Source organism: Sphingomonas agri, from assembly GCF_038148795.1.
Taxonomy (GTDB): Bacteria; Pseudomonadota; Alphaproteobacteria; order Sphingomonadales; family Sphingomonadaceae; genus Sphingomicrobium; species Sphingomicrobium agri.
In genome coordinates this window covers 351,514-372,912 of record NZ_JBAPEU010000001.1, presented here as the reverse complement: position 1 = coordinate 372,912, position 21,399 = coordinate 351,514, and the positions used below count along the sequence as shown (strand labels likewise).

Genomic DNA, 21,399 nt, shown 5'->3' with positions numbered 1-21,399 from the left:
CATGTCCGGCGCATTCATTTCCGCGCTTCTGCTTGTTTCGGCCGCCACGTCTCTGCCGATCGCCTGAAGTCACTTGAACCAAAGGAAACTCAAGATGAACGGACGTTTCCTGATCAACCGCGGCGATGCCAAGGTCATGGGTGTCGCCGCCGGTCTTGCCGATTATACCGGTATGGATCCAACCATTGTCCGGCTCGGCTTCGTCGCGCTGACCCTGCTCACCGGGCCAGTCATGATCTTTTTCTATATTCTCACGGGGCTGCTCGCGCCGCACCAATAGGCGCGAGCCGCTCTTTCCCCTCGCCCCCGTGCGGACCATGATGCACGGGTGGACGATGATCCCTTCAAGCTCCGCCGTTTCGTGGATGCCCAGCAAGGCGCTTTCAAGCAAGCACTTGCGGAACTGGCCGCCGGCGCGAAGCGGACCCACTGGATGTGGTTCATCTTCCCTCAGCTTGCAGGCCTTGGCAGCAGCCCGGCCGCCCAATTCTACGGCATCGCATCGATCGAGGAGGCGCGCTCCTATCTCGCGCACCCTCTTCTTGGACCAAGGCTGAAAGAATGCGTCGAGGCGATCCTGCCGTGGGCTGGCCGCCGGACTGCAGTGCAAATCCTTGGCACCGTCGACGCGCTGAAACTGCGCTCGAGCATGACGCTGTTCGGAGAGATTGAGCCAGCCGGCCCGTTCGTCGCGGCCCTTCGCGCTTTCTACGGCGGGGAGCCGGACCAGCGTACCCTCGCGCTTTTGAACTCGCCGCGCTAATCACCGCACCAACCTTTGATCAGCCATCGGAGAGGGAGACCGTCATGCGCAAGCTGTTGTTCGCATTAACCGCCGCTATCCTCGTGACCACACCCGCTACCGCGGCGCTGAAAGTCGGCGAGAAGGCACCCGATTTCACGACCACTGGCGCGGTCGGCGGGAAGGAATTCAAAATTCATCTTGCCGACCAGCTGAAGAAGGGCCCGGTGGTCCTCTATTTCTTTCCGAAGGCCTTCACCTCAGGCTGCACCGCTGAAGCGCATGCGTTCAGTGAATCGATCGGTGATTTCAAGAAGGCCGGCGGGCAGGTGATTGGAATGTCTGCTGACAATCTCGCGACTCTCCACGACTTCTCGACGAAGGAATGCCGCAGCGCCTTTCCGGTCGCGACCGCGACGCCCCAGATCCAGAAGGAATATGATGTGGCCTGGGCGGCTCACCCCGGGATCACGACCCGCACGTCCTACGTAATTGGCAAGGATGGCAAGATAGTCATGGTCCACGATGACCTCGACTTCAGCCAGCACGTCGCGAAAACGCTCGCGGCCGTAAAAGCCCTGAAATAGGCTTCCGGTGCGGGGGTCTCTGGTCGGCGCGGCGCTTGCGCTTGGCGCGGCCGCGGCGCCCCCAAGCTTCGACTATGATCCGAAGCCCCGCTGGGCCGATGACCCGGAAACCGAGGTCGTGTGTTCCGCGATCCGCGCCGAATGCAAGGGAATCATCAAGGACGGCGGGATCGATGCCGAGTGGCGCTATGCCGAATATTATGATGCCGACGGCATGCTCGTTGGAATCCACTCGCTTGGATCGACCGGTTGCAAGCCACTGGATGAACATCTCCTGCTCAGTCATCGCCACTTCCGGACCACTTTCAGCGAACCGGGCAAACCCGATCTGAACGAGGTTCGAGTCGAGCTCGCGCCCGGCACATCCAAGAGTGCTGTGCGCCTCGTGAAGAGTGGTTTGACGCAGGTCTCGATCGGTTGCTGAATCGAACGGCAGTTAATGTTGCGGACATGCGCCGGTCATTGGGCGACGCTTATTTGCCGTCGTCGCCTTGAGAAGGCACCAACACGGGGAAAGCGTATGAAAACCAGCACCACAATGATCCTCGCCGCGGCCGTTCTTGCGCTCGCGGCCTGCAACAAGAAGAGCCCGACCGAGAACGAGGCATCGCAGATCCAGGCGAACGCCCAAAACCAGGCGGAGAACGTGACTGCGGCAGGCGAGAACGAAGCCGCGAACATCATGAACAGCGCCGAGAACAAGGCTAACGCCGTCAAGAATGAGAGCAAGAACGAGGCGGCCGCCATCAAGAACGAGGGTTCGAACCAGGCAGCTGCCGTGAAGAACTCGGCCTCGAACGCGACCGAGAACAAGAGCAAATAAGTTCACGCGAGAGCACGCGTCGAAGACGGAAGGGCGCCCGGCACCGGGCGCCCTTTTTCGTGTGGGTCGCGTCGCCAGGGAAATCGGCTCATCGAAGGCCCGGAAGAACTCGTTCCCAGTAAGAGGGTGAAACCGCTCATCGCCATTGCGGGCCAAGGATCGCCCTGGTCGATGCGCCGCAACTATTCCAGGCTCATCGTTGCCACGCTGCCAATCTGCTTTAGGGCCAGAGGGGTAAACGTCAGTTTATCAGGCGCTTAGTCACACTCGGTTCGTCGGCGGAACCCCTCCAGCAGCCGATAACTTTGCCACCATCATCCGTTCATGGGTGTTTTTACACATCATGAAGACGATCAATCATAACCTTCGAACCAGCGCCCTCCCCGCGATTGCCGCGGCCCTGGCGCTATCTTCAACCAGTGCGTTCGCTCAGCAGGCGCAACCGGTTCCGGTCGATCCGCCTGCGGCGGGCACCGCCCAGGACCAGCCGGCGCCTGCGAGCGAGGCTCAGCCCGCCGCGAGCGACACCAGTGCGGCTGCTCCCGCTGTTGACGCAACGGCGCCTGCACGTGATGCGAAGACCGCGTCGACGAGCGCGGCCAAGACGGTGAAACGAACGACGCGCACCGCGCATACCGCTGCCAGCGCGCCGGTCGCGCACACGCACGTCGCCACCAGGAGCGTGACAACGCATGCGGCACTACCGGCGGCGGCTCCCGCCCCCGCGCCCGCGCTCGCGCCCGCGCCCGCAGCGCAGACTTCGCAGTCGGCCGTGAAGCCGCTCGTAAACGTCAACGCCAGCCCGGCGCCGACCCCGACGGCCGCGGCCAAGCCGCCCAAGAAGCACGACGACACGCTCCCGATTGCGGGCGGCGCGCTCGCCTTCCTCGCGATTGGCGGCGCGGCAGTCGCGCTAACGCGGCGCCGCCACGACGATGAGGAGCAGTGGGTAGAGGAAGATACAGCGGAGCCCGTCGAAACTTCCGAGAACTTCCCCGAGCCGCTCCTCCATGAGGAACAGCCGGCGGTGATTGCGCCGGCAGCCTCGGCCTTTTCGTGGCGGGAGAGCGAGGGATCGCGCGAAACGGTGCGGAGAAGCGAGGAGGCGGGGACAGAGGATGACCGCCTTCCGGGTGAAACCTGGATCCAGCGCGCGTACCGGGGCCCCAGCGCTAACAATCCTTCCGTCTCGCTGAGGGCACGGCTGAAGCGCGCGGCTTTCTTCGACAAGCGCGAGCGCGATGTTGCCGCCGGCAGGGCAGAGCCTGTCGATATGGACGCCGGCCTCCCCGAGGCCATGGTCGAGGAGCAGGAGCGCGAGCTCGCTTAACGCTCATGTCATTTGAAGGCGAAACCGCCGCTCGGCTTAAACCGGGCGGCGGTTTTCGATTCCAACGCGTTAACCCTTTTGAAGCATCGGGGGCGCAAGAAGCACTTTCTCGATTATTCAAGCGGAGTCGGTCATGGGGGCGCCCAGTTCGGGTGTGAAAGCAGCCGAGCAGCCGGCAGCGGAAACGCTGCTGACGGCTTTCAAGACGATCGACGCCGCGGAGCGGCGCCGCCACGCGAGCGTGCTCAACTACTGGTTGTCGATTCGGGGTGACAAGGAATTTCCGCCCCTACACGATCTCGACCCGCTCGAACTGTCCGATGCAGGACCAAACAGCGGTCTGTTCGAACTGATCAGCGGCGGCCACGACGCCGAAATCCGTCACTTGGGCGAGGCGCTTCGCGATGAAGACTGGCCCGAGCGTATCATGGATGCGCCCAACCCGTCGCTTCTCGCCTGTATCGCCAAGAAACTGCCGATCGTCGCCATCAGCCGCGACTTCCTTGCATTCGAGGATGACTTCGAGGGGCCTGAAGGCAAGACCCGTTGCTGGGTAACCCTCCTGCCATTGAGCGCCGGCGGCGCCTGGGTCGATTACGTCTACGCGCTCGTGAGCCTCGACAAGGCACCGACTAAGGCCGCCGCAAAGAAGAAGGTGCAGGAAGCTGACACCAAGGCCGCTCCGAGCGAAGAGCCGGTCGCAGCCAAAGCTGAGGAACCGGCCGAAGACGCAGTCGAGGAGTGCAGCGACGAAGTCGTCGAGGAACCTGTTGACGAGATCAACGAGGAAGTTGGCGAAGCAAACGGCCCCGAACCTCTCGCCGAAGCTCCGGAGCCGCCGGCCGCCGAAGCCGCCGCGGAAGAGCAGGAGACCGACTTCGAGCAGGACGACCCTGAGGAGCCGGCCGCTGCTGCGGTAGCGAAGGCAGCGCCGGGCTTCTCGAAACTGCTCGACAGCCTAGCTGGTCTCACCGGTTTCTACGGAAGCCAGCCCGTGAAGGTCGACCCCGTCATTGAGACGGAAAATGTCGATGAAGAGCCCGCGCGCCAAGCTGAGGTCGAAGAACCCTTCACTGCTAGCGTCCCGGCCCCTGAAGAGCCAATCATCGAGGAAGAGGTCGCAGCAGAGTCGCAGCCCGACCCCGAGCCCTTGGTCCAACCATCCAGACAATCTGCGCCAGTAGCATCGGAGGGATCCTTGCAGAGCAAACTAGCCCAAGTTCGCGCCGAAGCCGACGAGGCCCGCCAGGCCAAGCTCAGGGCCAATGCGGCTCTCTACGAGGCCCTTAGCGCTGCCTATGATTTCGCCCTCGATGCCGAGGAATCGCCGGAGGAATATCTCCGTCTTGTCGAGGCTCAGGGCCTCAAGATCCAGCTTCGCTCGCCGATGAAGCCGGTCGTAAAGCTTGCGTTCGAAGGCATGTGCGACGAGCCGACCATCAAGCAACTCGAGGCGGTACTTGCCTGGGCGTTCGACGAGGAACTGCCCCGCGGTGCGCTTGCCGAGAAGATCGAGGCTTCAGGAGGCATCGGTCCGATCCTCGGGGGACAGTCGAAGGCTGCCTGAGCGGCGGCCCGATCCCTGAAAAAAACGCAAAAAAAGGGGGTTAGCGGCGCCTTTTGCCTTCGCCGCGTTTGAGGCCCGCGACGACTGCATCGACGGCGCACTTGCGTGACAGGTCCGCGAGAATTGCGATGTCCGTGTCCTCGGCCTTGCGGGCCAGCCAATGGGTCCGGCTCGCGATATCGCGCAATTCCTTGATCGTATTTTCGGGTAGCTGCCCCTGGTCGGCAAGAAGCCGCTCGAAGACCCCGTCTGAAAGCGGTTTTTCGAACTCAAGGCCGATGAATTCCTGGTGATGCCAGACCACCCGGCAGAACTGGTTCTCGAGGCCCGCGATGCTGAGCCAGACCCAGCTGTCGTCGTCCACTGGCGTCGAGCATTCTACGCGACATCCGTGCGTCGACATGTCGATGACTCGAGCGCGAACACGGCTGCGTGTGCTGTCGCGCATCGTCGCGTTGAGGCGCAGCCCCAGCCGTTCGACGCGGCGGCGGTCGGACTGCACTTTTTGTGCGGTGGCCATGAGTCTTACCCCTTAAGGGTCCTTGTGCTCGCCCAGTGGTGAACAAATGGTTCTTTTTGGCTGCAATTGGCGGGCGAGCTTGGTCGCTAATGCTCGTTCCTGCGGCGATCCAGGTCGCGATTCATGAGGGTCTTGATCTGGGCGCGCTGATATTCGGCGTAGGCATTGGCGCGCGTCGCATAGAATGATTTGAGGAAGCTCATGTCCCAGGGAGTAAGGGTGAGCGGGACTGGCTGGCCCATCGGCGTATCGAGAAGAGCCAGGATGCTCGTGGGCGCTGAGGCGTCGATCTTGGTTGGATCGGTTCGAACGAAGGCTCGCATCGCGGCATAATCTGCAAGCTGCGTGGTCGTCAGGCCATCCAGCGCCTTGGCCTCGACAAGCACGACAGAGGCCGTGAAATAGGGGCGCGCTGCCGGGGTCAGGCGCGAGGCAGCTCGCGCGGTACGGTTCAGGGGCGCCTCACTCCCATAGTCCAGAGGCGCGCTGTCTCCCGTCGTGACGCCTTCGATGGCCCAGGCGAGCGCCGGCGCAGGATCTCGCTCGAGTTCATGGATATGCGAAACGCTCCAGCTGTCCGGGAACATGTAGGACCGCTTCTTGGACAGCTGCTCCAGCAGCGCGCTCTTGCTGTTCGTCACGATGAGGATGACGTTTGGCCGGCAATCGCGCGCAGCGAGGGGAATGGCGGCGGCGGCCGCGACGCGGCGCATCCGCTCGATCACGAGGGCGTTCCGTTCGGGGGCTAGCCCGATCGACAAGGGGCAGACCTTGGTCTCGAAACGACTTAGCTGTCCGTGGATCGGCGCAGGGGTCAGCTGGCTGATGAAGTGGTCGATCTGCTTTTGCGAGTCCGCGATGCGCTCGACGACGATGGGCTCGCTTTGCGGAGGGGCCGGTTGGGCCGACGCCGCGGACGCTCCGACAACGCCGCAGACGAACAGGGCGAGTCGGGAAGGAAGCATCAGCAGTCTCCCGTCGGGCTGAGGGCTACGGCCGTATTTCTCTGGCCGAAACCGGCTCATCGCGATTCGAACGCAGAGAGGATCGGGCAGGGGCCGCTGTCCCCACCGGCGCATGCGGCGGCGAGCGTCGCGAGCGCATCCCTGGCCTCACGGAGCTCTTCGATCCTGGCATCGAGTGCGGCGACACGGGCCCTGGCGAGAGAGCGCGCGCGCGCGCGGTCATCGGATGCGTCGAGATCGATCAGTTCCTTGATCTCGTTGAGCGTGAAGCCGGCTGCCTGCGCGGATCGAATGAACCGCAATCGCCTCACCTCCTCCAGACCGTAGCGGCGAACCTCGCCTGGCGGCCGAGCCGGTTCCGGCAGCAGTCCCCGTCGCTGATAATAACGGACAGTCTCAACCCCCACGCCCGCAGCCTTTGCGAGCCCGCCGATCGTGTCCGAATTTTTTGCTTGATTCCGTACCATGGTACGGAATGCATACGCCTTTCGTCCGCTATTGGACAGAAGGAGAATCCAAATGGAAAAGATAGAAAAAGTGGCCGCCTGCAGCTGCACCAAGGGCGGATGTCGCTGCAATCCCTGCACCTGCAAGAACTGCAATTGCTGACACCGAGAAGGGCCGCGTCCCGGCGCGGCCCTAGCTTGCGCAAACCTCCGGACCGCCGGCCGATGAAAGCCGCGTTGCAAGGCCGGACGGCGAAGTGCTGATGACAATTCCTTCAGGTCCGCAGCGCCTCAATTGGAAGCGGACCTTCCTCGCACGAAAGTCGAGTGAGACCCGCCGGAACGTCGCCAGTAAATCCGTTCCAAGAAGAAGCGCAGGCTCTTTCGACAGCCCGAAAAGTTCGAAGGGCGGCACATCGGCGAACGCGATCGGGACGTCGGCAAGGACCACGGGACCCAGCTGAAGTTCCGGGATCGTCGCCATCTGAAGCTTGATCGTGACCCCGGTCACTCCCGTTGCCTCGACCGTGTAGAAATTGTTGTACCGGTGCAGCAGTTTCTCCCGCAGGGCCGAGTTGCCGATCGTCACTTCGGACCCGGTGTCGATCACGGCGTCGAGAGGCAAGCCTGCTGCCCTTACTGCGGTGAGGATCAGCTGCCCCCGCCGGCGATGCGCGACAATCACGATCTCGCCGGGAATGGACTTGATCGGAATCCGCGCGTCCTCGACCTTGATCACCTTCTTCTCGAAATCCATCATCAGGCGTTGCTGCACGAGCGCGTCGATACCGATGAGGCCCTGGTCGCCGATGTCGTCTTCCTTCAGCGCCGGGACCTCGAGGTCACGGATCGTGCTGGGCCCGAGCGAGAGCGAATCGATCTTCACCCGGTCAACCACATCTCGCGAGGTCGTCGCGTTCAGGACCGCCGGGGTGCCGAGAGGCAATTGGAGGTCGTGGGCAATGCGCAGGCCGACCGCGGAGGTGTCGGCGCCGCTATCCACGACGAAGCGATATGGGCCGTGGCCGTTCACCTCCACGTCGACGCTGAGACGCGTGCTGACCCTTCGCGCTTTGACGTCCTGTCCGCCGATCGCGAGCGAATTGTCGAACTGTGCGGGCGGTAAGGGCTCGACCTGCGGAGAAACGTCGGGAGCAGGTCGCGGTTTGCTGATCTTCGGCGGCTCGGCGATGGCTGACGGAGCCAAAGCCGAGACCATCAGGGCCAACGCGGGCATCAAAGCGCGGCGAGGCGTCGACAAAAGATCATCTCCTGGCGTCCAACAGATATGCCTCTTTTGGTGAACAATGTCTGTCCGGCCATACATTCTAGACGCACGGTCGAAGTGTTCGACAGGGGAACGCCCGACCTTCGTCCCGCCCTTTAGGGTTCGAGAATCGCAATTCCGCAAGAGCAGCGATCCCGCGGTAGCCGAGCAGCTTCCAGGGGGTCATGAGGCGCAGGGAGACTGGCACTATCCCCCCGACAGGCGAAATCGTTCCTTGCGAGCCGGTTACAGGGCCGGCTGGATGATCTGGATATTCTCGATCCGCTGCGTTTGGCCGGTGACCTTAGCTTCGTGCAGCGTGTCGGCATATTCCTGCAGCCGGTCGAGCTTTCCGTCCCCATCGAGGTGGAGAATGTGGCAGAACTGGGCGGAAAGCTCCTCGCCCGTCGCGGTGCTCGTGCCGCGGTAGCGGCCTGTGCCGATCACGTAGTCGCCTGCGTCGATCAGCTGCTCGAGGTCGACCTGGAACCCGCGGAAATCCCGCAGGGTCGGCGCGAACACGCCGTCGCGAACGGCCGCAAAGCTTCGATAGGGATTGCCCTGACAATTGAGGCCGCTCTCAGCTTCGTTCCACACGAGATCCTTGCTGACACTCTGTTCAAATGCCTGAAGATCGCCGCGATTGAACGCGTCATACAGGCGGCTCGCGATCTGCACGTTGTTCTGGGACATGGGAGCTTCTCCGCTGAACCCGCGCGGCGCTCGGGCCGGGGACGGTACGTCCGGCGGCGCAACACCGCGGTGACACCGACTCGCCAGCAAGCTGACAGGGCAGCTTATAGCACGGCCGGCCGTCCAAGGAGCATCAGCGCTGCTCGACGCTCTTCTGGCGGGTCCGGACTTTAAGGAGGTCCTGCCGGGAGATGATACCGACGACCCGGGGGTCCTTATGCTCGATGATCGGAACTCTGCCGACGCCGGTCTCGACCATCATGTCGGCGACCTCGTCGCAAGGCGTTTCCCGGAAAGCGAAGCGGGTCGAGGCATCCGGCAGCGTATCGCCGAGCCGGCCGCCCCCGCGGCCTCCGACCTTCCACTCAAGAGCGTTGCTGCGCGCGAGGCCGGGTGGCGCGACTGCTATCTGGCCGTGCCCTACTCGGCCGCTGGCAGGTAGATCTCGCCGCCTTCCTCATGGAAGCGCTTGCTCATCTCCGCCATGCCTGCTTCCGCTTCTGCGTCGGTGACGGCCCCGGCGTCCGGCAGGTCCTCTCCCTTGTCGGAATTCGACGCGGTTTGCCTTGCCGCAAAATCTCGCACTTCCTGCGTGATCTTCATGCTGCAGAACTTGGGCCCGCACATGCTGCAGAAATGCGCGGTCTTGGCGCCTTCAGCGGGCAAGGTCTGGTCGTGAAACGCTTCGGCCGTATCGGGATCGAGGCTGAGGTTGAACTGGTCGCGCCAACGAAAGTCGAACCGGGCGCGGCTCAGCGCATCGTCGTGGAGCCGGGCGGCCGGGTGGCCCTTGGCGAGATCGGCCGCGTGGGCGGCGAGCTTGTACGTAACAACGCCAACCTTAACGTCATCGCGGTCGGGAAGACCCAGATGCTCCTTGGGCGTGACGTAGCAGAGCATTGCGGTCCCGAACCAACCGATCATCGCCGCCCCGATCGCCGAAGTGATGTGGTCATATCCCGGCGCCACATCGGTCGTCAGCGGTCCCAAAGTGTAGAAGGGGGCTTCGCCGCAGCATTCGAGCTGCTTGTCCATGTTCTCCTTGATCTTGTGCATCGGGACATGGCCGGGACCCTCGATCATCACCTGGCAATCATGCTCCCAGGCCTTTTTCGTGAGTTCTCCCAGAGTGTAGAGTTCGGCGAACTGTGCCTCGTCATTGGCGTCGGCCGTCGAGCCGGGCCGGAGACCGTCGCCGAGGGAGAAGGCTATGTCATAGGCCTTCATGACCTCGCAGATTTCGTCGAACCTTTCGTAAAGGAAGCTCTCGCGGTGATGCGCCAGGCACCACTTGGCCATGATCGAACCGCCTCGGCTGACGATGCCGGTGACGCGCTTGGCCGTGAGCGGGACGTAGGGCAGACGAACACCCGCGTGGATGGTGAAATAGTCCACACCCTGCTCGGCCTGTTCGACCAGCGTATCCCGATAGATTTCCCACGTCAGGTCCTCGGCGATTCCCCCCACTTTCTCCAGCGCCTGGTAGATGGGGACGGTACCGATCGGCACCGGCGAGTTCCGAATGATCCACTCGCGCGTGTCGTGAATGTTGCGGCCCGTCGAGAGGTCCATCACCGTGTCGGCGCCCCAGCGGATCGCCCAGACCATCTTGTCGACCTCCGAGGCAACGTCGCTTGCGACCGCGCTGTTGCCGATGTTGGCATTGATCTTGACGAGGAAGTTCCGGCCGATCGCCATCGGTTCGGATTCAGGATGATTGATATTGTTGGGAATGATGGCCCGCCCGCGGGCGATCTCGTCCCGGACGAACTCGGGAGTGACGAAGTCCGGGATGGCCGCGCCGAAGGACTCGCCGTCACGGGCGTTTGCAGAACGGGCCTCGCGGCCAAGGTTCTCACGGATGGCGACATACTCCATTTCCGGAGTGATGATGCCCTTCCTTGCGTAATGCATCTGCGTGACATTGGCCCCGGTCCGGGCCCGCAGGACCTTCTTGCGGACATTGGGGAATGGCTGGACGCCGCCCGAACGGTCTGGCCCGAGCTGTCCATTGTCCTCGGGCCGAACCTCGCGCTGAACGATTTCCTCGGTGTCTTCACGCTCGCGGATCCACTCGCGGCGGAGCTCGGGAAGGCCGGCCATGATGTCGATCCGGCTGTTCGGATCGGTGTAGGGGCCGCTCGTGTCGTAAAGGACGACCGGGCGCTCGCCCGAGGAGGGTTCAAGATCGACCGCGCGCATAGCGACGCCGAGCCCGCTTTGTCCTTCAACATAGATCTTGCGCGAGCCGCGGATCGGGCCGGTAGTGACTTTAAGCTCTGTGCGTGCCGGAACGTCGGCCATTGGACTCTCCTTCTCCCTACGCCGGTATGAGCCGGGTCAGGTTCGATGGGTCCCGGCGCTTCACGCCGATCTCAGCTGCTCTTGCAGCTCCCCAGGGAAGACTCGTCCTTAGGCGCAGCGGGATGCCGGCGCTAGGCCCGCCCTCTACTTCTGGGACATCGCCCGGCGCTCTTCATCAGGAGTGACGATGCCGTCGTGGTTGAGGTCGACCTTGTCGAACTTGGCAAGGGTCGGGGCCCGGTACTCGGCAGCGCTGACCTTCCCGTCATGGTTCGTGTCCCACTTCTGGAGAAGAACGGCCGGAGTATCGTTGGCTTTCACGTTGGGCGTCGCCGCGGCGAACTCTTGGAAGCTCAACTGTCCGTCCTTGTTGGTGTCGAGCGCCTTGAACTGGGCCGCGGCGCGTGCGCGCAAGGCTGCCTGGACCTTCTGCAATTCGGCGTTCTCCAGGGCCTGGACCTCGGCAACGCTGAGGAACCCGTCATGGTTGGTGTCAGCAGCGGCGAACGCGCCGTCGAGCTTTGCTGCGACGGCAGTGCGGGAGACGGGCTTGGGCTGGGCAGAGCCTTGCTGCTGGGCAGCGACGGGCGCGGCAAGGGAAAGGGCAACAAGGAGGTACAGGGGGCGCGTCATGATTGATCTCCCGACAAGTTGTCCCAAGCCTAGGTGCTGATGGGCGCGTCGCAAGTGACAATCTGCAGCGAAGCGGGCAAACGGCTTTGCCGATGATCAACGGACTGTCCCACCTCGACCGCCTCGAGGCAGAAAGCATCTTCATCCTGCGCGAGACGGTCGCCGAGGCTGCGCGACCGGTTATGCTCTATTCGATGGGCAAGGATTCGGCGGTAATGCTGCACCTCGCCAAGAAGGCCTTCCTGCCCGGCTCGCTTCCGTTCCCGCTGCTCCACGTGGACACCACCTGGAAGTTCAAGCTCATGTACCAAGAGCGCGACGAGGTCGCTGCGGAGCAAGGCATAGAGCTCATCGTCTATCGTAACCCCGAGGCTCTCGATAAGGGCATCAATCCGTTCGACCACGGCCCGATCCACACAGACATGTGGAAGACGGAGGGGCTCCGCCAGGCCCTCGATACCTATGGTTTCGACGCGGCGTTCGGTGGCGCTCGGCGTGACGAAGAGAAAAGCCGGGCCAAAGAACGAGTGTTCAGCTTCCGTGACAAGAACCACCGGTGGGACCCCAAACGGCAGCGTCCGGAGCTCTGGTCGCTCTATAATGTCAGGAAGAACAGGGGGGAGACCATGCGCGTCTTTCCCTTGTCCAATTGGACCGAACTGGACGTCTGGCAATATATCCTTCGCGAGGGGATCAAGGTCGTGCCTCTCTACTTTGCAGCGGAGCGGCCGACGGTCGAACGGAATGGCCTCATCCTGGTGGTCGATGATGAGCGCATGCGGCTGCAGGCGGGCGAAAAGGTCGTTCATCGCACCGTGCGGTTCAGGACGCTTGGCTGCTATCCATTGTCGGGAGCCGTCGAAAGCAAGGCGTCCAGCGTCGAGGACATCATCGCCGAGATGCTGACGAGCCCGGTCAGCGAGCGGCAGGGCCGGGCGATCGACCGCGACTCGGGAAGTGCATCGATGGAGAAGAAGAAGCAGGAGGGCTATTTTTGAGCTCGCCAGCCGACATCAAGGCCTGGCTTGCCGAACAGGAGCACAAGGAGCTCCTCCGGTTTATCACCTGCGGCAGCGTCGATGATGGCAAATCGACGCTGATCGGGCGGCTTCTCTATGAAACCCGGCAGGTGTTCGACGACCAGCTGGCGCTGCTCGAGAGTGACAGCAGGAAGCACGGGACGCAGGGCGAAGCCATCGACTTTGCATTGCTAGTCGATGGCCTGTCGGCTGAACGCGAGCAGGGCATCACCATCGATGTCGCCTATCGCTATTTTGCAAGCGAGAAGCGCAAGTTCATCGTCGCCGATACGCCGGGGCACGAACAGTACACGCGAAACATGGTGACTGGTGCCTCGACCGCCGAACTTGCGGTCTTGCTGGTCGATGCGCGAAAGGGCGTTCTCACCCAGACGCGCCGGCATTCCTATCTGGCGCAGCTCGTCGGTGTGCGCCGCTTCGTGCTCGCGGTGAACAAGATGGACCTGGTGGATTACGATCCGGGGGCCTTCGAGGCGATCGTCGCCGATTACCGTTCTTTTGCGCAAAAGATCGGGCTTGCGGACTGGCTCGCCATCCCGGTGTCGGGCCTAGCCGGCGACAATGTCGCCGGGCCGAGTGCCGCCATGGGATGGTACGAAGGTCCAACCCTTCTCGACCACCTCGATACAGTTCCACTCGACTTGACGGGCGACGCGCAGAAGCCTTTCCGGATCGCGGTGCAGGCGGTCAGCCGTCCCAATCAGGATTTCCGGGGTTTCGCGGGGCAGATTGCTTCGGGAACGGTGACGCCTGGCACCAAGGTGCGCGTGCTGCCGTCGGGCCGGGTGACGAAGATCGACCGGATCCTCGGCGCCGGCGGCTACCTCGAGCGGGCGGTTGCCGGCCAGTCGGTGACGCTTACTCTGGGCGACGAGCTGGATTGTTCGCGCGGGGACGTGATCGCCGCTGCAGACGATCCCCCTGAAGCCGCCGACCAGTTCGAAGCGGCGATCGTCTGGATGGACGACCATGAGCTGATTCCCGGCCGCGGCTACTGGATGAAGATCGGCACACAGACCGTCACTGCGACCGTCCACGAGCCCAAGTATGAGATCAACGTCAACACGCTTGATCATCTCGCCGCGAAATCGCTTGCAATGAACGCGATCGGGATCGCGGAAATCGCCACCGACCGCGAGATCGTGTTCGAGCCCTATGCGGTCGAGGGATCGGGTCCCAACCGCGTACTTGGCGGCTTCATCCTCATCGACAAGCTCACCAATGCGACGGCCGCCTGCGGGATGCTCCATTTTGCGCTACGTCGCGCGCTCAACATCCATCGCCAGCACCTGGACGTCGGCCGTGAAACCCATGCGACGCTCAAGGGCCAGAAGCCGGCGGTGCTCTGGTTCACGGGATTGTCGGGGGCGGGCAAGTCGACCATTGCAAACCTGGTCGAAAAAGCGCTGGTGGGACGCGGTCGCCACACGTTCCTTCTGGACGGCGACAACGTGCGTCACGGGCTCAATCGCGACCTTGGTTTCACCGATGCTGACAGAATCGAGAATATCCGGCGGGTCGGCGAGGTCGCAAGGCTCATGGCGGACGCAGGCCTCATCGTCCTCACGGCGTTCATCTCGCCGTTCCGCGCCGAGCGCGAAATGGTCCGCAAGATGATGCCCGAGGGCGAGTTCATCGAGATCTTCATCGATACGCCCCTTGCTGAGGCGGAGATGCGCGACGCCAAGGGACTTTATGCCAAGGCGCGCGCCGGCGAACTCAAGAACTTCACCGGCATCGACAGTCCCTACGAGGAGCCCGAAGCGCCCGAAATCCGCATCGATACGACGAAGCTCAGTGCCGAGGAGGCGGCCGAACTCATCGTCGAGGAATTGACGAAACGGCGCTCGGCCTGACCGGATTGCCCTCCAGGCCCGCGCAAGGGCCGGCTACCAGGTGTACGCAAGGCCGAGCGCGCCGATCCACTGGCTGGGACTCCCGCGCTGCGAGACGATCGGGGAGCGTCTGAAATCGCCGACCAGGCGCGAATATTGGCCCAGACCGAAGACCGAGAAACCGTGCAGAAGGTCGCCGGTAATCGACTGGTTGAGCAGCAACGAGGTTTTCCAATTCTTCATGCCGCCACCCGCATCGAAGACAGGAAGCGCGCCGCCTGTGGCGAGGGAATCGGCTGGTCCGACACTGAAATAATAATCGGCGAACTTGTTGGTGACGAACTCGGCACCAACGTTGAGGCTCGCATAGGTCTTGCGCGACAAGGGTGTCGAGAAATCGACATTGGGAGCCACAACAGTCGACTTGTGCGCGCTGCCGATGTCGTGGAGCACGTCGAGACGAAGCGCGAGCGTATCATAGGGGTTGGTCAGCCCGCGAAAGCTGACGCCGACAAATCCGCCGGCTTCGATCGCGGTCTTGCGCTTGGCCATCAGTCTCACGACTGGATCATCGGTGTGATGGCGGCGGTCGAAGCGAGCTCCGATGATCGGGCCGGCATCGAACCCGAACTTGCCTGAGCTGGGAACGACGTCGACGTAAAGGTAGGTGCCCCGCGTGATGAACGAGATACCGTCAAGCTTGCCGCGGATCGCGCCCGCAGGAATGATGCGATAATCGTCCGAGCCCTCGTAATCCGGGAGCACTGCCGCACCGACGCCCACCGTGAGACTATCCTTGTTCGCGATCTCCTGCGGAGTCGGAAGCGTTGCTGATGGGGATGACTGTGCGAGCCCGGCAGAGCTCGTGAAGCAAGCAGCAACAAGCGCAATGCATGCGAATCGGTGCATGGGAATCCCCCGTTTCCTTTCCGGCACCGCCATAGCGGACAAACCGATGGGAAGTTCCGGCCTAGAACCTCTCCAGTAACGACTCAGTCGCCAGCTCCGGCATCGGGCGTGAAGTACTTGTCGTACTTGCCCTCTTCTCCTTTGTGATCGTCGGCATCCGCCGGACTGTCTTTCTTGCGTGTGATGTTCGGCCAGTCCGCGGAAAAGCTCGAGTTGAGCTCGAGCCATTTCTCGAGCCCGCTTTCGGTGTCGGGAAGGATTGCCTCGGCGGGGCATTCGGGCTCGCATACCCCGCAGTCGATGCACTCGTTGGGGTTGATGACCAGCATCACTTCGCCTTCGTAGAAGCAATCGACGGGGCAGACCTCGACGCAGTCCATATATTTGCATTTGATGCAGGCGTCGGTGACGACGTAAGTCATTGATGCATGGCTCCTTCGCACGTCTCGCTAGGTCGCGGGTCTGGCCTCGTCAATTCCCACTTCCTCGTAGCAGGCGTGCGCTTCGGATGCGGGACCCCGTCTTGAGGGGAGGCTGAGGACCCTCAGAACGCGCACTTTGTCGTGAAGCGGAAAGGCGAGCGTGCTGCCGACGCGGACTTCCTCGCTCGCTTTCTCGACGCGCCTGCCGTCGAGGCGGACATGCCCCTTTTCGATCAGCGACTGAGCAAGCGTCCTGCTTTTTTGGAGGCGGATGAAGAAGAGGAAGCGATCGATCCTCACTTTCGGCGCAGCTTCTCCAATTCGGCAAAGGCGTGGCTGGACGCTCCCCTGCGATCGGTCCTCGGCCCCCGCCGGCCGCGCCAGCGCCAGGCATCGCCGGCACGAGTGAAGCCAATCTCGTTCATAAGCCGGGAAAGCGCATCCTCGCCAAGGCCGATGGAAACGGCCAGGGCCCGATCGACCGGATCCTCTCCGCCGGCAGAACGGACCTTGCGCGCATGGCTTGCGAGCCGGTCCGCAAGGTCGATCCGAAGCCAGACGGAGCCGAGCCTTCGGTAGGCAAGGGCCGCGCCGCGCGGATCGGCGTCGCCGGCAAGCGTCGCAGATCCCGGGCGCGGGAGCACCGGCATCGTCTGGCCCTGCCTCACTGCAAGCAGGGCGCCGCGCCATTGCTGGGCGGCCGGCTTCAGCAGCAGCGGCAGGAACACGTCGAGCGGACCCAGACGAACGCGCAGGCGATGCAAGGCCTGCCGGTCCGGCTGCTCGAGATGGGCGATGGCGCTAAGAGCGCTTTTGCGGGGAAGGATTCCGCCGGCATCGGTCAGCATCGCGGCAAGCGCACGCACTCCAGGCGAGCTTGCAGGGTCGCTTGCTGCCGCAGCCAGCGACTTTAGGGGACGCAGGTGGCGATCGATCTGGGCGTCGAGCCAGCGCTCGAGCCGCTCGCGCAGCGCCGCTCGGGTCGGAGCCGACAGGCGATCGAGCGCGCGGGCGGTGCGGAGTGCAGGTTCGAGCAGCGAGCGACCCGGCGCGAGGCGCGCGAGCACATGCCCCTCCCACATGACCGCGATGCCGCCACTTTCCTCGACCGAGAGCTCGAAGGCCTGGTCGCCCGCCTCCACCAGCGCACGGGCCCGGCGATCGAGCTCGTCGCCCAGCCGGCGCTCGGCCGCAGCAAGCAGAAGGCGCTTGTCGGCGAGCCTTGCGGTGGGATCGACCCGGAAGTCGAAGCCCGAGAGATGCCCGATTGGTTCCGGGCCGACGCTGACCTCCCCGTCAGCCGCAACGGTGACGGGAAGTGCATCGGAGCCGCGGGCGCCGATGTCGCGAACGAGAACTGCGGTCCGGCGATCGACAAAGCGTTGGGTCAGCCGTTCATGCAGGGCATCGCTGAGCCGTGCCTCGACCTCCCGCGTCCGCTCTGCCCATTTCGCCGGTTCCTTCAGCCAGTCGGCGCGATGCGCGATGTAGGCCCAGCTGCGAATTCCTGCGAGACGGTCGGCCAGCGCCTCGATATCGCCGCTTACATTGTCGAGGCGCGCGACCTCGGCGGCAAACCACTCGTGCGGCACGTGGCCGCCCTCGCCGGTGTAGGAAAAGAGACGGCGCACCATCCGGGCATGATGCATCGGGCCGACTTTCCGGAAATCGGGAAGACCGCACGCGGCCCACAGTCGGCGGGCCTGGACGCCCACTTTCGCTGCTATCGCCGGGTCCTCCGCGATGAGCTTCAGCACGGCGAGGTCGATCGCCTCGGGTGCCGAGCTCAGGAGCGGGTCGTCGCTTCTTTCCTCGAGACTGCTGATGAGCGTTCTGACATCCGTGAAGTCGAGTTCGGCGTTGCGCCAGTAAACGCTGTCGAGCGGCCGGAAGCGGTGCTCCTCGATCGCCGCAATTTCCTCCTCGCTGAAGCCTCCGCTGTCCTCCGTTATGCCAAGGGTGCCGAAGGTGCCGTCCTTCTGATGTCGCCCCGCGCGGCCCGCGATCTGCGCCATTTCGGCGATGGTGAGGCGGCGATCACGGCGGCCATCGAATTTCTCGAGGCCGGCAAATGCGACATGGGTAACATCCATGTTGAGGCCCATGCCGATCGCGTCGGTTGCCACGAGGTAGTCGACCTCGCCTCGCTGGAACATTGCAACCTGCGCGTTGCGGGTCGCGGGCGAGAGCGCCCCCATGACGACGGCGGCACCGCCCTTGAAGCGGCGGAGCATCTCGGCAAGCGCGTAAACCTGCTCGGCAGAGAAGGCGACGACCGCCGATCGTGGCGGCAGGCGGGACAGCTTGACACTTCCCGCATAGCGAAGCGTCGAGAAACGGGGCCGGCTGACGATCTCGGCGTCGGGGAGGAGCGCCCGGACGATTGGCCGAAGAGTGTCGGATCCCAGAATCAGAGTCTCCTCGCGCCCACGGGCGCGGAGCATCCGGTCGGTAAAGACGTGGCCCCGCTCAGGATCGATGCCGAGCTGTGCCTCGTCGATTGCGGCGAAGGCGAAATCCCGACCGATTTCCTCGTCGTGATGGGCATCGCCGCCCGAGACGGGCATGCTCTCGGCAGTACATAGGAAGTAGCGGGCGCGGGGCGGGACGATACGCTCTTCGCCGGTGAGCAAGGCGACCTGGCTCTCGCCCTTCATGGTTACGACCCGGTCGTAGACCTCGCGGGCGAGAAGACGCAGCGGAAAGCCGATGACACCCGAGGAGTGGCCGCACATCCGCTCGATCGCGAGATGGGTCTTCCCGGTATTGGTCGGCCCGAGGATGGCCCGGACCGGAGCGTCAGAACGGCGCGCCATCATGATCAATGTGGCAGCGCTTCGGCGAAGCGCAAGGTTCCTTTCATCGCACTTTTAAGGCGGTCTTAACCTCGATTCGAGAGACCAGCCCGCGTGTTGATGCCGATCGATCATGCCCAGATGTTCGGCCGCCGAACGAAAGCCCGGACGATCGCTCTGCGGCGCCATCAGCCGTGGGCAGCCGTGGGCGCCTTGGCGCTGTTGTTCAGCGGTGTTGCCTGGGCTTCGCTTCCGCCGGTTCCGATGGCCCCGGACCGGCAGCAGCAATGGCATGCCCTTGGTGTTGCACCCCTGTCCGGCGGCGGCGTGACCGGGATGCCAATGGCGCCGACCCCAATGGTCTCGGAGGTCGGATACGTTCCGAAACGCGCGGTTACGGTCCAGGTGAGCGCAGGCGCCGAAAGGCCAGCGGTATCGCCGATCGGACCCCAGCGAATCCGCGGCCGTGCCGGTGAGGGCCTCTACTGGTCGCTGCGCGCGGCGGGGGCGTCACCGCAGGTGGCTGCACAATATCTTGCGGCTCTCGCGACGCAGATCGACGTCGGTGCGGTCGAACCCAGCGACAGCTTCGATCTCGTGCTCGGCACCGACAGGCAATTGCTCTATGCCGGCCTCGACCGCTTCGGAGCTGCCGCCCTTCAGCTCGTCAGGTGGACGACGGGAGGCGGCAGCGAATGGATCAATGCGGCGGATATGGCTCGCCCGGCCCCAACCAGCAGCGGCCTCGCGATGCCAGCCAACGGCCCGATCACCTCCTATTTCGGGAACCGCTATCATCCGATCCTGCATTTCACCCGCTTCCATGCGGGCGTCGACATCGGCGCCGGCTGGGGCAGCCCCATCGTCGCGGCCGGAGACGGGCAGGTAATCGGCGCCGGCTGGTCCGGCGGCTACGGGCGCGAGGTGCAGATCGCGCACGGAGGCGGGCTCGTCAGCCTCTACGGCCACATGAGCGAGATCGTCGCCCAGCCGGGAAGCTTCGTGCGCCAGGGGCAGCTCATCGGCTATGTCGGTTCGTCAGGCCTTTCGACCGGTCCCCATCTGCATTTCGAGGTTCGGATGAGCGGCCAGCCGGTTAATCCGCTCGCAGTGCGTTTCACGAGCGCGAGGGTGATCGACACCAAGATTGCGGACGGGATCAAGGAGCGGCTGAAGGCGCTTCTGAGCATAGGGACGAAGCGAACCTAGGGACGCCCGCACGTTGCCGGGGCGCCTGAATTCATGACGGACGGCCGGTCTGAGGTTCGTCTCAAAAGCCGGAACCAGCTCGCTGCACGGCCGTTCGTCCCGGAGGCGTGAAATTTGCCCAGATCGCCGGTCTGGAGGTCCTAATGGACAAGACCACACTCAGGATCGCGCTTCGACGCTACCGTTCGTTCTTCGACCGGTTGCTTTCGATGTGAGCCTCGGCGGGGAATTCGAACTCCCTGCCGGTCGCCTGATTGATTTGCGCTTCGTAGCAGCGCGCCAGCTGCTCATGCGCAGCCCGCGCTTCTTCGCTACCCGCCGCCTCTGCCCGCGTCCGTTCGACCTGCTGCCGGTGGAAAAGGTAATTGAGGTCCATCTATTGCTCCCGCCCGTCGTCCGTCGATCGTGAGCTTATAGAAACGGCCGTTCATGAGTGCTTCTCGATAACGGCAGGTTGATCGCCTGACGCGGCGAACTCCTTGCTCCTGTCGCTGGTCGTCCAGAAGGAACGGTTGAACAGGTGGATTGCAGCAGCCGTTCCGACGACGGGCGCGATGAGGTTCAAAAAAGGGACCAGAAAAAGGATGCTGACGACCGTCCCGATGAGGTGCTGCTCACCGCGCGTCGCCCGGAGCCATGCGCGGCGCGATGCCCGGTCTCCGTGCCTCGCCGCCGCGAGTTCGGCCAGGTCCCTCCCGAACGCAATGCCGTTGACGATGATAAAGAGGACAAAGGGTCCGATTCCGGTGATCAGGAGCAGCAGGTAAAAGGGGAGCGCGAGAATATTGAAGAGGATGAGGCGTCCGGCGGATCGAAGGCCCATGACGGCCCCCCGGGCGATGCCGATGGGGTGCGCCTTCTTGGCCGCCGCCGGATAACGGTGCTCCTCGACCGTCCGCGAAATGCGGTCGGCGAATGTCGTGATCACCATGATTGCAACTGCGGGAAACAGGAACCAGCCGGCAAGCAAGGTAAGGAGGATCGCGCCGATGCCTCCCGCTCCCGCGTCAAGTTTGCAGGAAGAAACTCCGATGCTCGAGCAGGGATCGGAACCCGCCAGCAGCCAGAAGATCAGCGCCGCGGCGGCAACGAAGACGAGCAAAGCGGCGGCAAGCGCCTGGAACAGGATTGCCATCACGCGGGGCTGTCCCAGATCCGCGAATGCGAGGGCAATGGCACGCAGCATCAGTGCTGAACGCGCGTGGCGAGGCTATGATGCAATCGAGAGAAACGGCCCCCGACTGCTTTGTGGAAGAACGCAGTGGAACGCCGGACAATTGCCCAGGCTCGTCTCCCGCGAAGCCGGCGAGGG

The 21,399-nt window shown here is 63.5% G+C and carries 25 protein-coding genes and 1 riboswitch; of the genes, 11 read left to right on the top strand and 14 right to left on the bottom strand.

The window, feature by feature from the left end:
- Positions 1-94 precede the first annotated feature (94 nt).
- The 7 genes from V8192_RS01905 to V8192_RS01875 all read left to right on the top strand — a co-directional run bounded on the left by V8192_RS01905 (position 95) and on the right by V8192_RS01875 (position 5,049).
- Positions 95-280 carry a PspC domain-containing protein gene (locus V8192_RS01905; RefSeq protein ID WP_341631370.1) on the top strand — a complete coding sequence of 62 codons (186 nt, stop codon included), beginning with the start codon at positions 95-97 and terminating at the stop codon, positions 278-280.
- Positions 281-328: 48 nt separating this feature from the next.
- Positions 329-763, top strand: coding sequence for a DUF1810 domain-containing protein (locus V8192_RS01900; RefSeq protein ID WP_341631369.1), 435 nt, complete (start codon positions 329-331; stop codon positions 761-763).
- A gap of 44 nt (positions 764-807) precedes the next feature.
- Positions 808-1,329, top strand: coding sequence for a peroxiredoxin (locus tag V8192_RS01895; RefSeq protein WP_341631368.1), 522 nt, complete (start codon positions 808-810; stop codon positions 1,327-1,329).
- Positions 1,330-1,336: 7 nt separating this feature from the next.
- Positions 1,337-1,753: a hypothetical protein gene (locus V8192_RS01890; RefSeq protein WP_341631367.1), complete on the top strand. Its 417-nt coding sequence runs from the start codon at positions 1,337-1,339 to the stop codon at positions 1,751-1,753.
- A gap of 96 nt (positions 1,754-1,849) precedes the next feature.
- Complete coding sequence (locus V8192_RS01885) at positions 1,850-2,152, top strand: SPFH domain-containing protein (RefSeq protein WP_341631366.1); 303 nt, start codon at positions 1,850-1,852, stop codon at positions 2,150-2,152.
- 343 nt (positions 2,153-2,495) lie between these two features.
- Positions 2,496-3,482, top strand: coding sequence for a transmembrane domain-containing protein (locus V8192_RS01880; protein WP_341631365.1), 987 nt, complete (start codon positions 2,496-2,498; stop codon positions 3,480-3,482).
- A 133-nt stretch (positions 3,483-3,615) separates the two neighbouring features.
- Positions 3,616-5,049, top strand: a complete 1,434-nt coding sequence (locus V8192_RS01875; protein ID WP_341631364.1) for a PAS domain-containing protein — start codon at positions 3,616-3,618, stop codon at positions 5,047-5,049.
- Positions 5,050-5,089: 40 nt separating this feature from the next.
- Here the strand turns inward: V8192_RS01875 and V8192_RS01870 are convergent, their stop codons facing one another.
- The 6 genes from V8192_RS01870 to V8192_RS14610 form a co-directional block, all read right to left on the bottom strand.
- On the bottom strand, positions 5,090-5,569 hold the full coding sequence (locus V8192_RS01870; RefSeq protein ID WP_341631363.1) for a PilZ domain-containing protein: 480 nt from the start codon (positions 5,567-5,569) through the stop codon (positions 5,090-5,092).
- Between the two features lie 86 nt (positions 5,570-5,655).
- The gene (locus V8192_RS01865; protein WP_341631362.1) at positions 5,656-6,534 is read right to left on the bottom strand and encodes a hypothetical protein; all 879 of its coding nucleotides are present in this window, start codon (positions 6,532-6,534) and stop codon (positions 5,656-5,658) included.
- Positions 6,535-6,590: 56 nt separating this feature from the next.
- Positions 6,591-7,001, bottom strand: coding sequence for a MerR family transcriptional regulator (locus V8192_RS01860; protein WP_341631361.1), 411 nt, complete (start codon positions 6,999-7,001; stop codon positions 6,591-6,593).
- A 172-nt stretch (positions 7,002-7,173) separates the two neighbouring features.
- Positions 7,174-8,217 (bottom strand): aspartyl protease family protein, encoded by a 1,044-nt coding sequence (locus V8192_RS01855; protein ID WP_341631360.1) that lies wholly within the window; start codon positions 8,215-8,217, stop codon positions 7,174-7,176.
- 276 nt (positions 8,218-8,493) lie between these two features.
- On the bottom strand, positions 8,494-8,940 hold the full coding sequence (locus V8192_RS01850) for a nuclear transport factor 2 family protein (RefSeq protein ID WP_341631359.1): 447 nt from the start codon (positions 8,938-8,940) through the stop codon (positions 8,494-8,496).
- A gap of 133 nt (positions 8,941-9,073) precedes the next feature.
- Positions 9,074-9,199 carry a CBS domain-containing protein gene (locus tag V8192_RS14610; RefSeq protein WP_373276325.1) on the bottom strand — a complete coding sequence of 42 codons (126 nt, stop codon included), beginning with the start codon at positions 9,197-9,199 and terminating at the stop codon, positions 9,074-9,076.
- Here V8192_RS14610 and V8192_RS01845 point away from each other — a divergent pair.
- The gene (locus V8192_RS01845; RefSeq protein ID WP_341631358.1) at positions 9,158-9,382 is read left to right on the top strand and encodes a hypothetical protein; all 225 of its coding nucleotides are present in this window, start codon (positions 9,158-9,160) and stop codon (positions 9,380-9,382) included. The two genes, V8192_RS14610 and V8192_RS01845, sit on opposite strands and share 42 nt — an antisense overlap.
- Here V8192_RS01845 and thiC read toward each other — a convergent pair.
- Both thiC and V8192_RS01835 read right to left on the bottom strand, forming a co-directional pair.
- Entirely contained in the window at positions 9,361-11,244 is a 1,884-nt protein-coding gene (gene thiC, locus V8192_RS01840) for a phosphomethylpyrimidine synthase ThiC (RefSeq protein ID WP_341631357.1), read from the bottom strand. The genes V8192_RS01845 and thiC overlap by 22 nt on opposite strands.
- Positions 11,241-11,348, bottom strand: a riboswitch (TPP riboswitch). (Overlaps the previous gene by 4 nt.)
- A gap of 40 nt (positions 11,349-11,388) precedes the next feature.
- The gene (locus V8192_RS01835; protein ID WP_341631356.1) at positions 11,389-11,877 is read right to left on the bottom strand and encodes an EF-hand domain-containing protein; all 489 of its coding nucleotides are present in this window, start codon (positions 11,875-11,877) and stop codon (positions 11,389-11,391) included.
- 92 nt (positions 11,878-11,969) lie between these two features.
- Between V8192_RS01835 and cysD the strand changes: the two genes are divergently transcribed.
- Positions 11,970-12,875 (top strand): sulfate adenylyltransferase subunit CysD, encoded by a 906-nt coding sequence (gene cysD, locus V8192_RS01830; protein ID WP_341631355.1) that lies wholly within the window; start codon positions 11,970-11,972, stop codon positions 12,873-12,875.
- Positions 12,872-14,773 carry a sulfate adenylyltransferase subunit CysN gene (gene cysN, locus V8192_RS01825; RefSeq protein ID WP_341631354.1) on the top strand — a complete coding sequence of 634 codons (1,902 nt, stop codon included), beginning with the start codon at positions 12,872-12,874 and terminating at the stop codon, positions 14,771-14,773. The genes cysD and cysN overlap by 4 nt, the downstream gene beginning before the upstream one ends.
- A 33-nt stretch (positions 14,774-14,806) precedes the next feature.
- Here cysN and V8192_RS01820 read toward each other — a convergent pair whose 3' ends face one another.
- The 4 genes from V8192_RS01820 to V8192_RS01805 all read right to left on the bottom strand — a co-directional run bounded on the left by V8192_RS01820 (position 14,807) and on the right by V8192_RS01805 (position 18,899).
- Entirely contained in the window at positions 14,807-15,661 is an 855-nt protein-coding gene (locus V8192_RS01820; RefSeq protein WP_341631353.1) for a MipA/OmpV family protein, read from the bottom strand.
- A gap of 83 nt (positions 15,662-15,744) precedes the next feature.
- On the bottom strand, positions 15,745-16,083 hold the full coding sequence (fdxA, locus tag V8192_RS01815) for a ferredoxin FdxA (protein WP_341631352.1): 339 nt from the start codon (positions 16,081-16,083) through the stop codon (positions 15,745-15,747).
- 27 nt (positions 16,084-16,110) lie between these two features.
- Positions 16,111-16,383, bottom strand: coding sequence for an RNA-binding S4 domain-containing protein (locus V8192_RS01810; RefSeq protein WP_341631351.1), 273 nt, complete (start codon positions 16,381-16,383; stop codon positions 16,111-16,113).
- Entirely contained in the window at positions 16,380-18,899 is a 2,520-nt protein-coding gene (locus V8192_RS01805; protein ID WP_341631350.1) for a helicase-related protein, read from the bottom strand. The genes V8192_RS01810 and V8192_RS01805 overlap by 4 nt, the downstream gene beginning before the upstream one ends.
- A gap of 99 nt (positions 18,900-18,998) precedes the next feature.
- Here V8192_RS01805 and V8192_RS01800 point away from each other — a divergent pair, with 99 nt between their 5' ends.
- Positions 18,999-20,087 (top strand): M23 family metallopeptidase, encoded by a 1,089-nt coding sequence (locus V8192_RS01800; RefSeq protein ID WP_341631349.1) that lies wholly within the window; start codon positions 18,999-19,001, stop codon positions 20,085-20,087.
- 178 nt (positions 20,088-20,265) lie between these two features.
- On the opposite strand, the gene V8192_RS01795 is transcribed toward V8192_RS01800, so the two are convergent.
- Positions 20,266-20,463, bottom strand: coding sequence for a hypothetical protein (locus V8192_RS01795; RefSeq protein WP_341631348.1), 198 nt, complete (start codon positions 20,461-20,463; stop codon positions 20,266-20,268).
- A 51-nt stretch (positions 20,464-20,514) separates the two neighbouring features.
- On the bottom strand, positions 20,515-21,273 hold the full coding sequence (locus V8192_RS01790) for an EI24 domain-containing protein (RefSeq protein ID WP_341631347.1): 759 nt from the start codon (positions 21,271-21,273) through the stop codon (positions 20,515-20,517).
- Between the last annotated feature and the right edge of the window lie 126 nt (positions 21,274-21,399).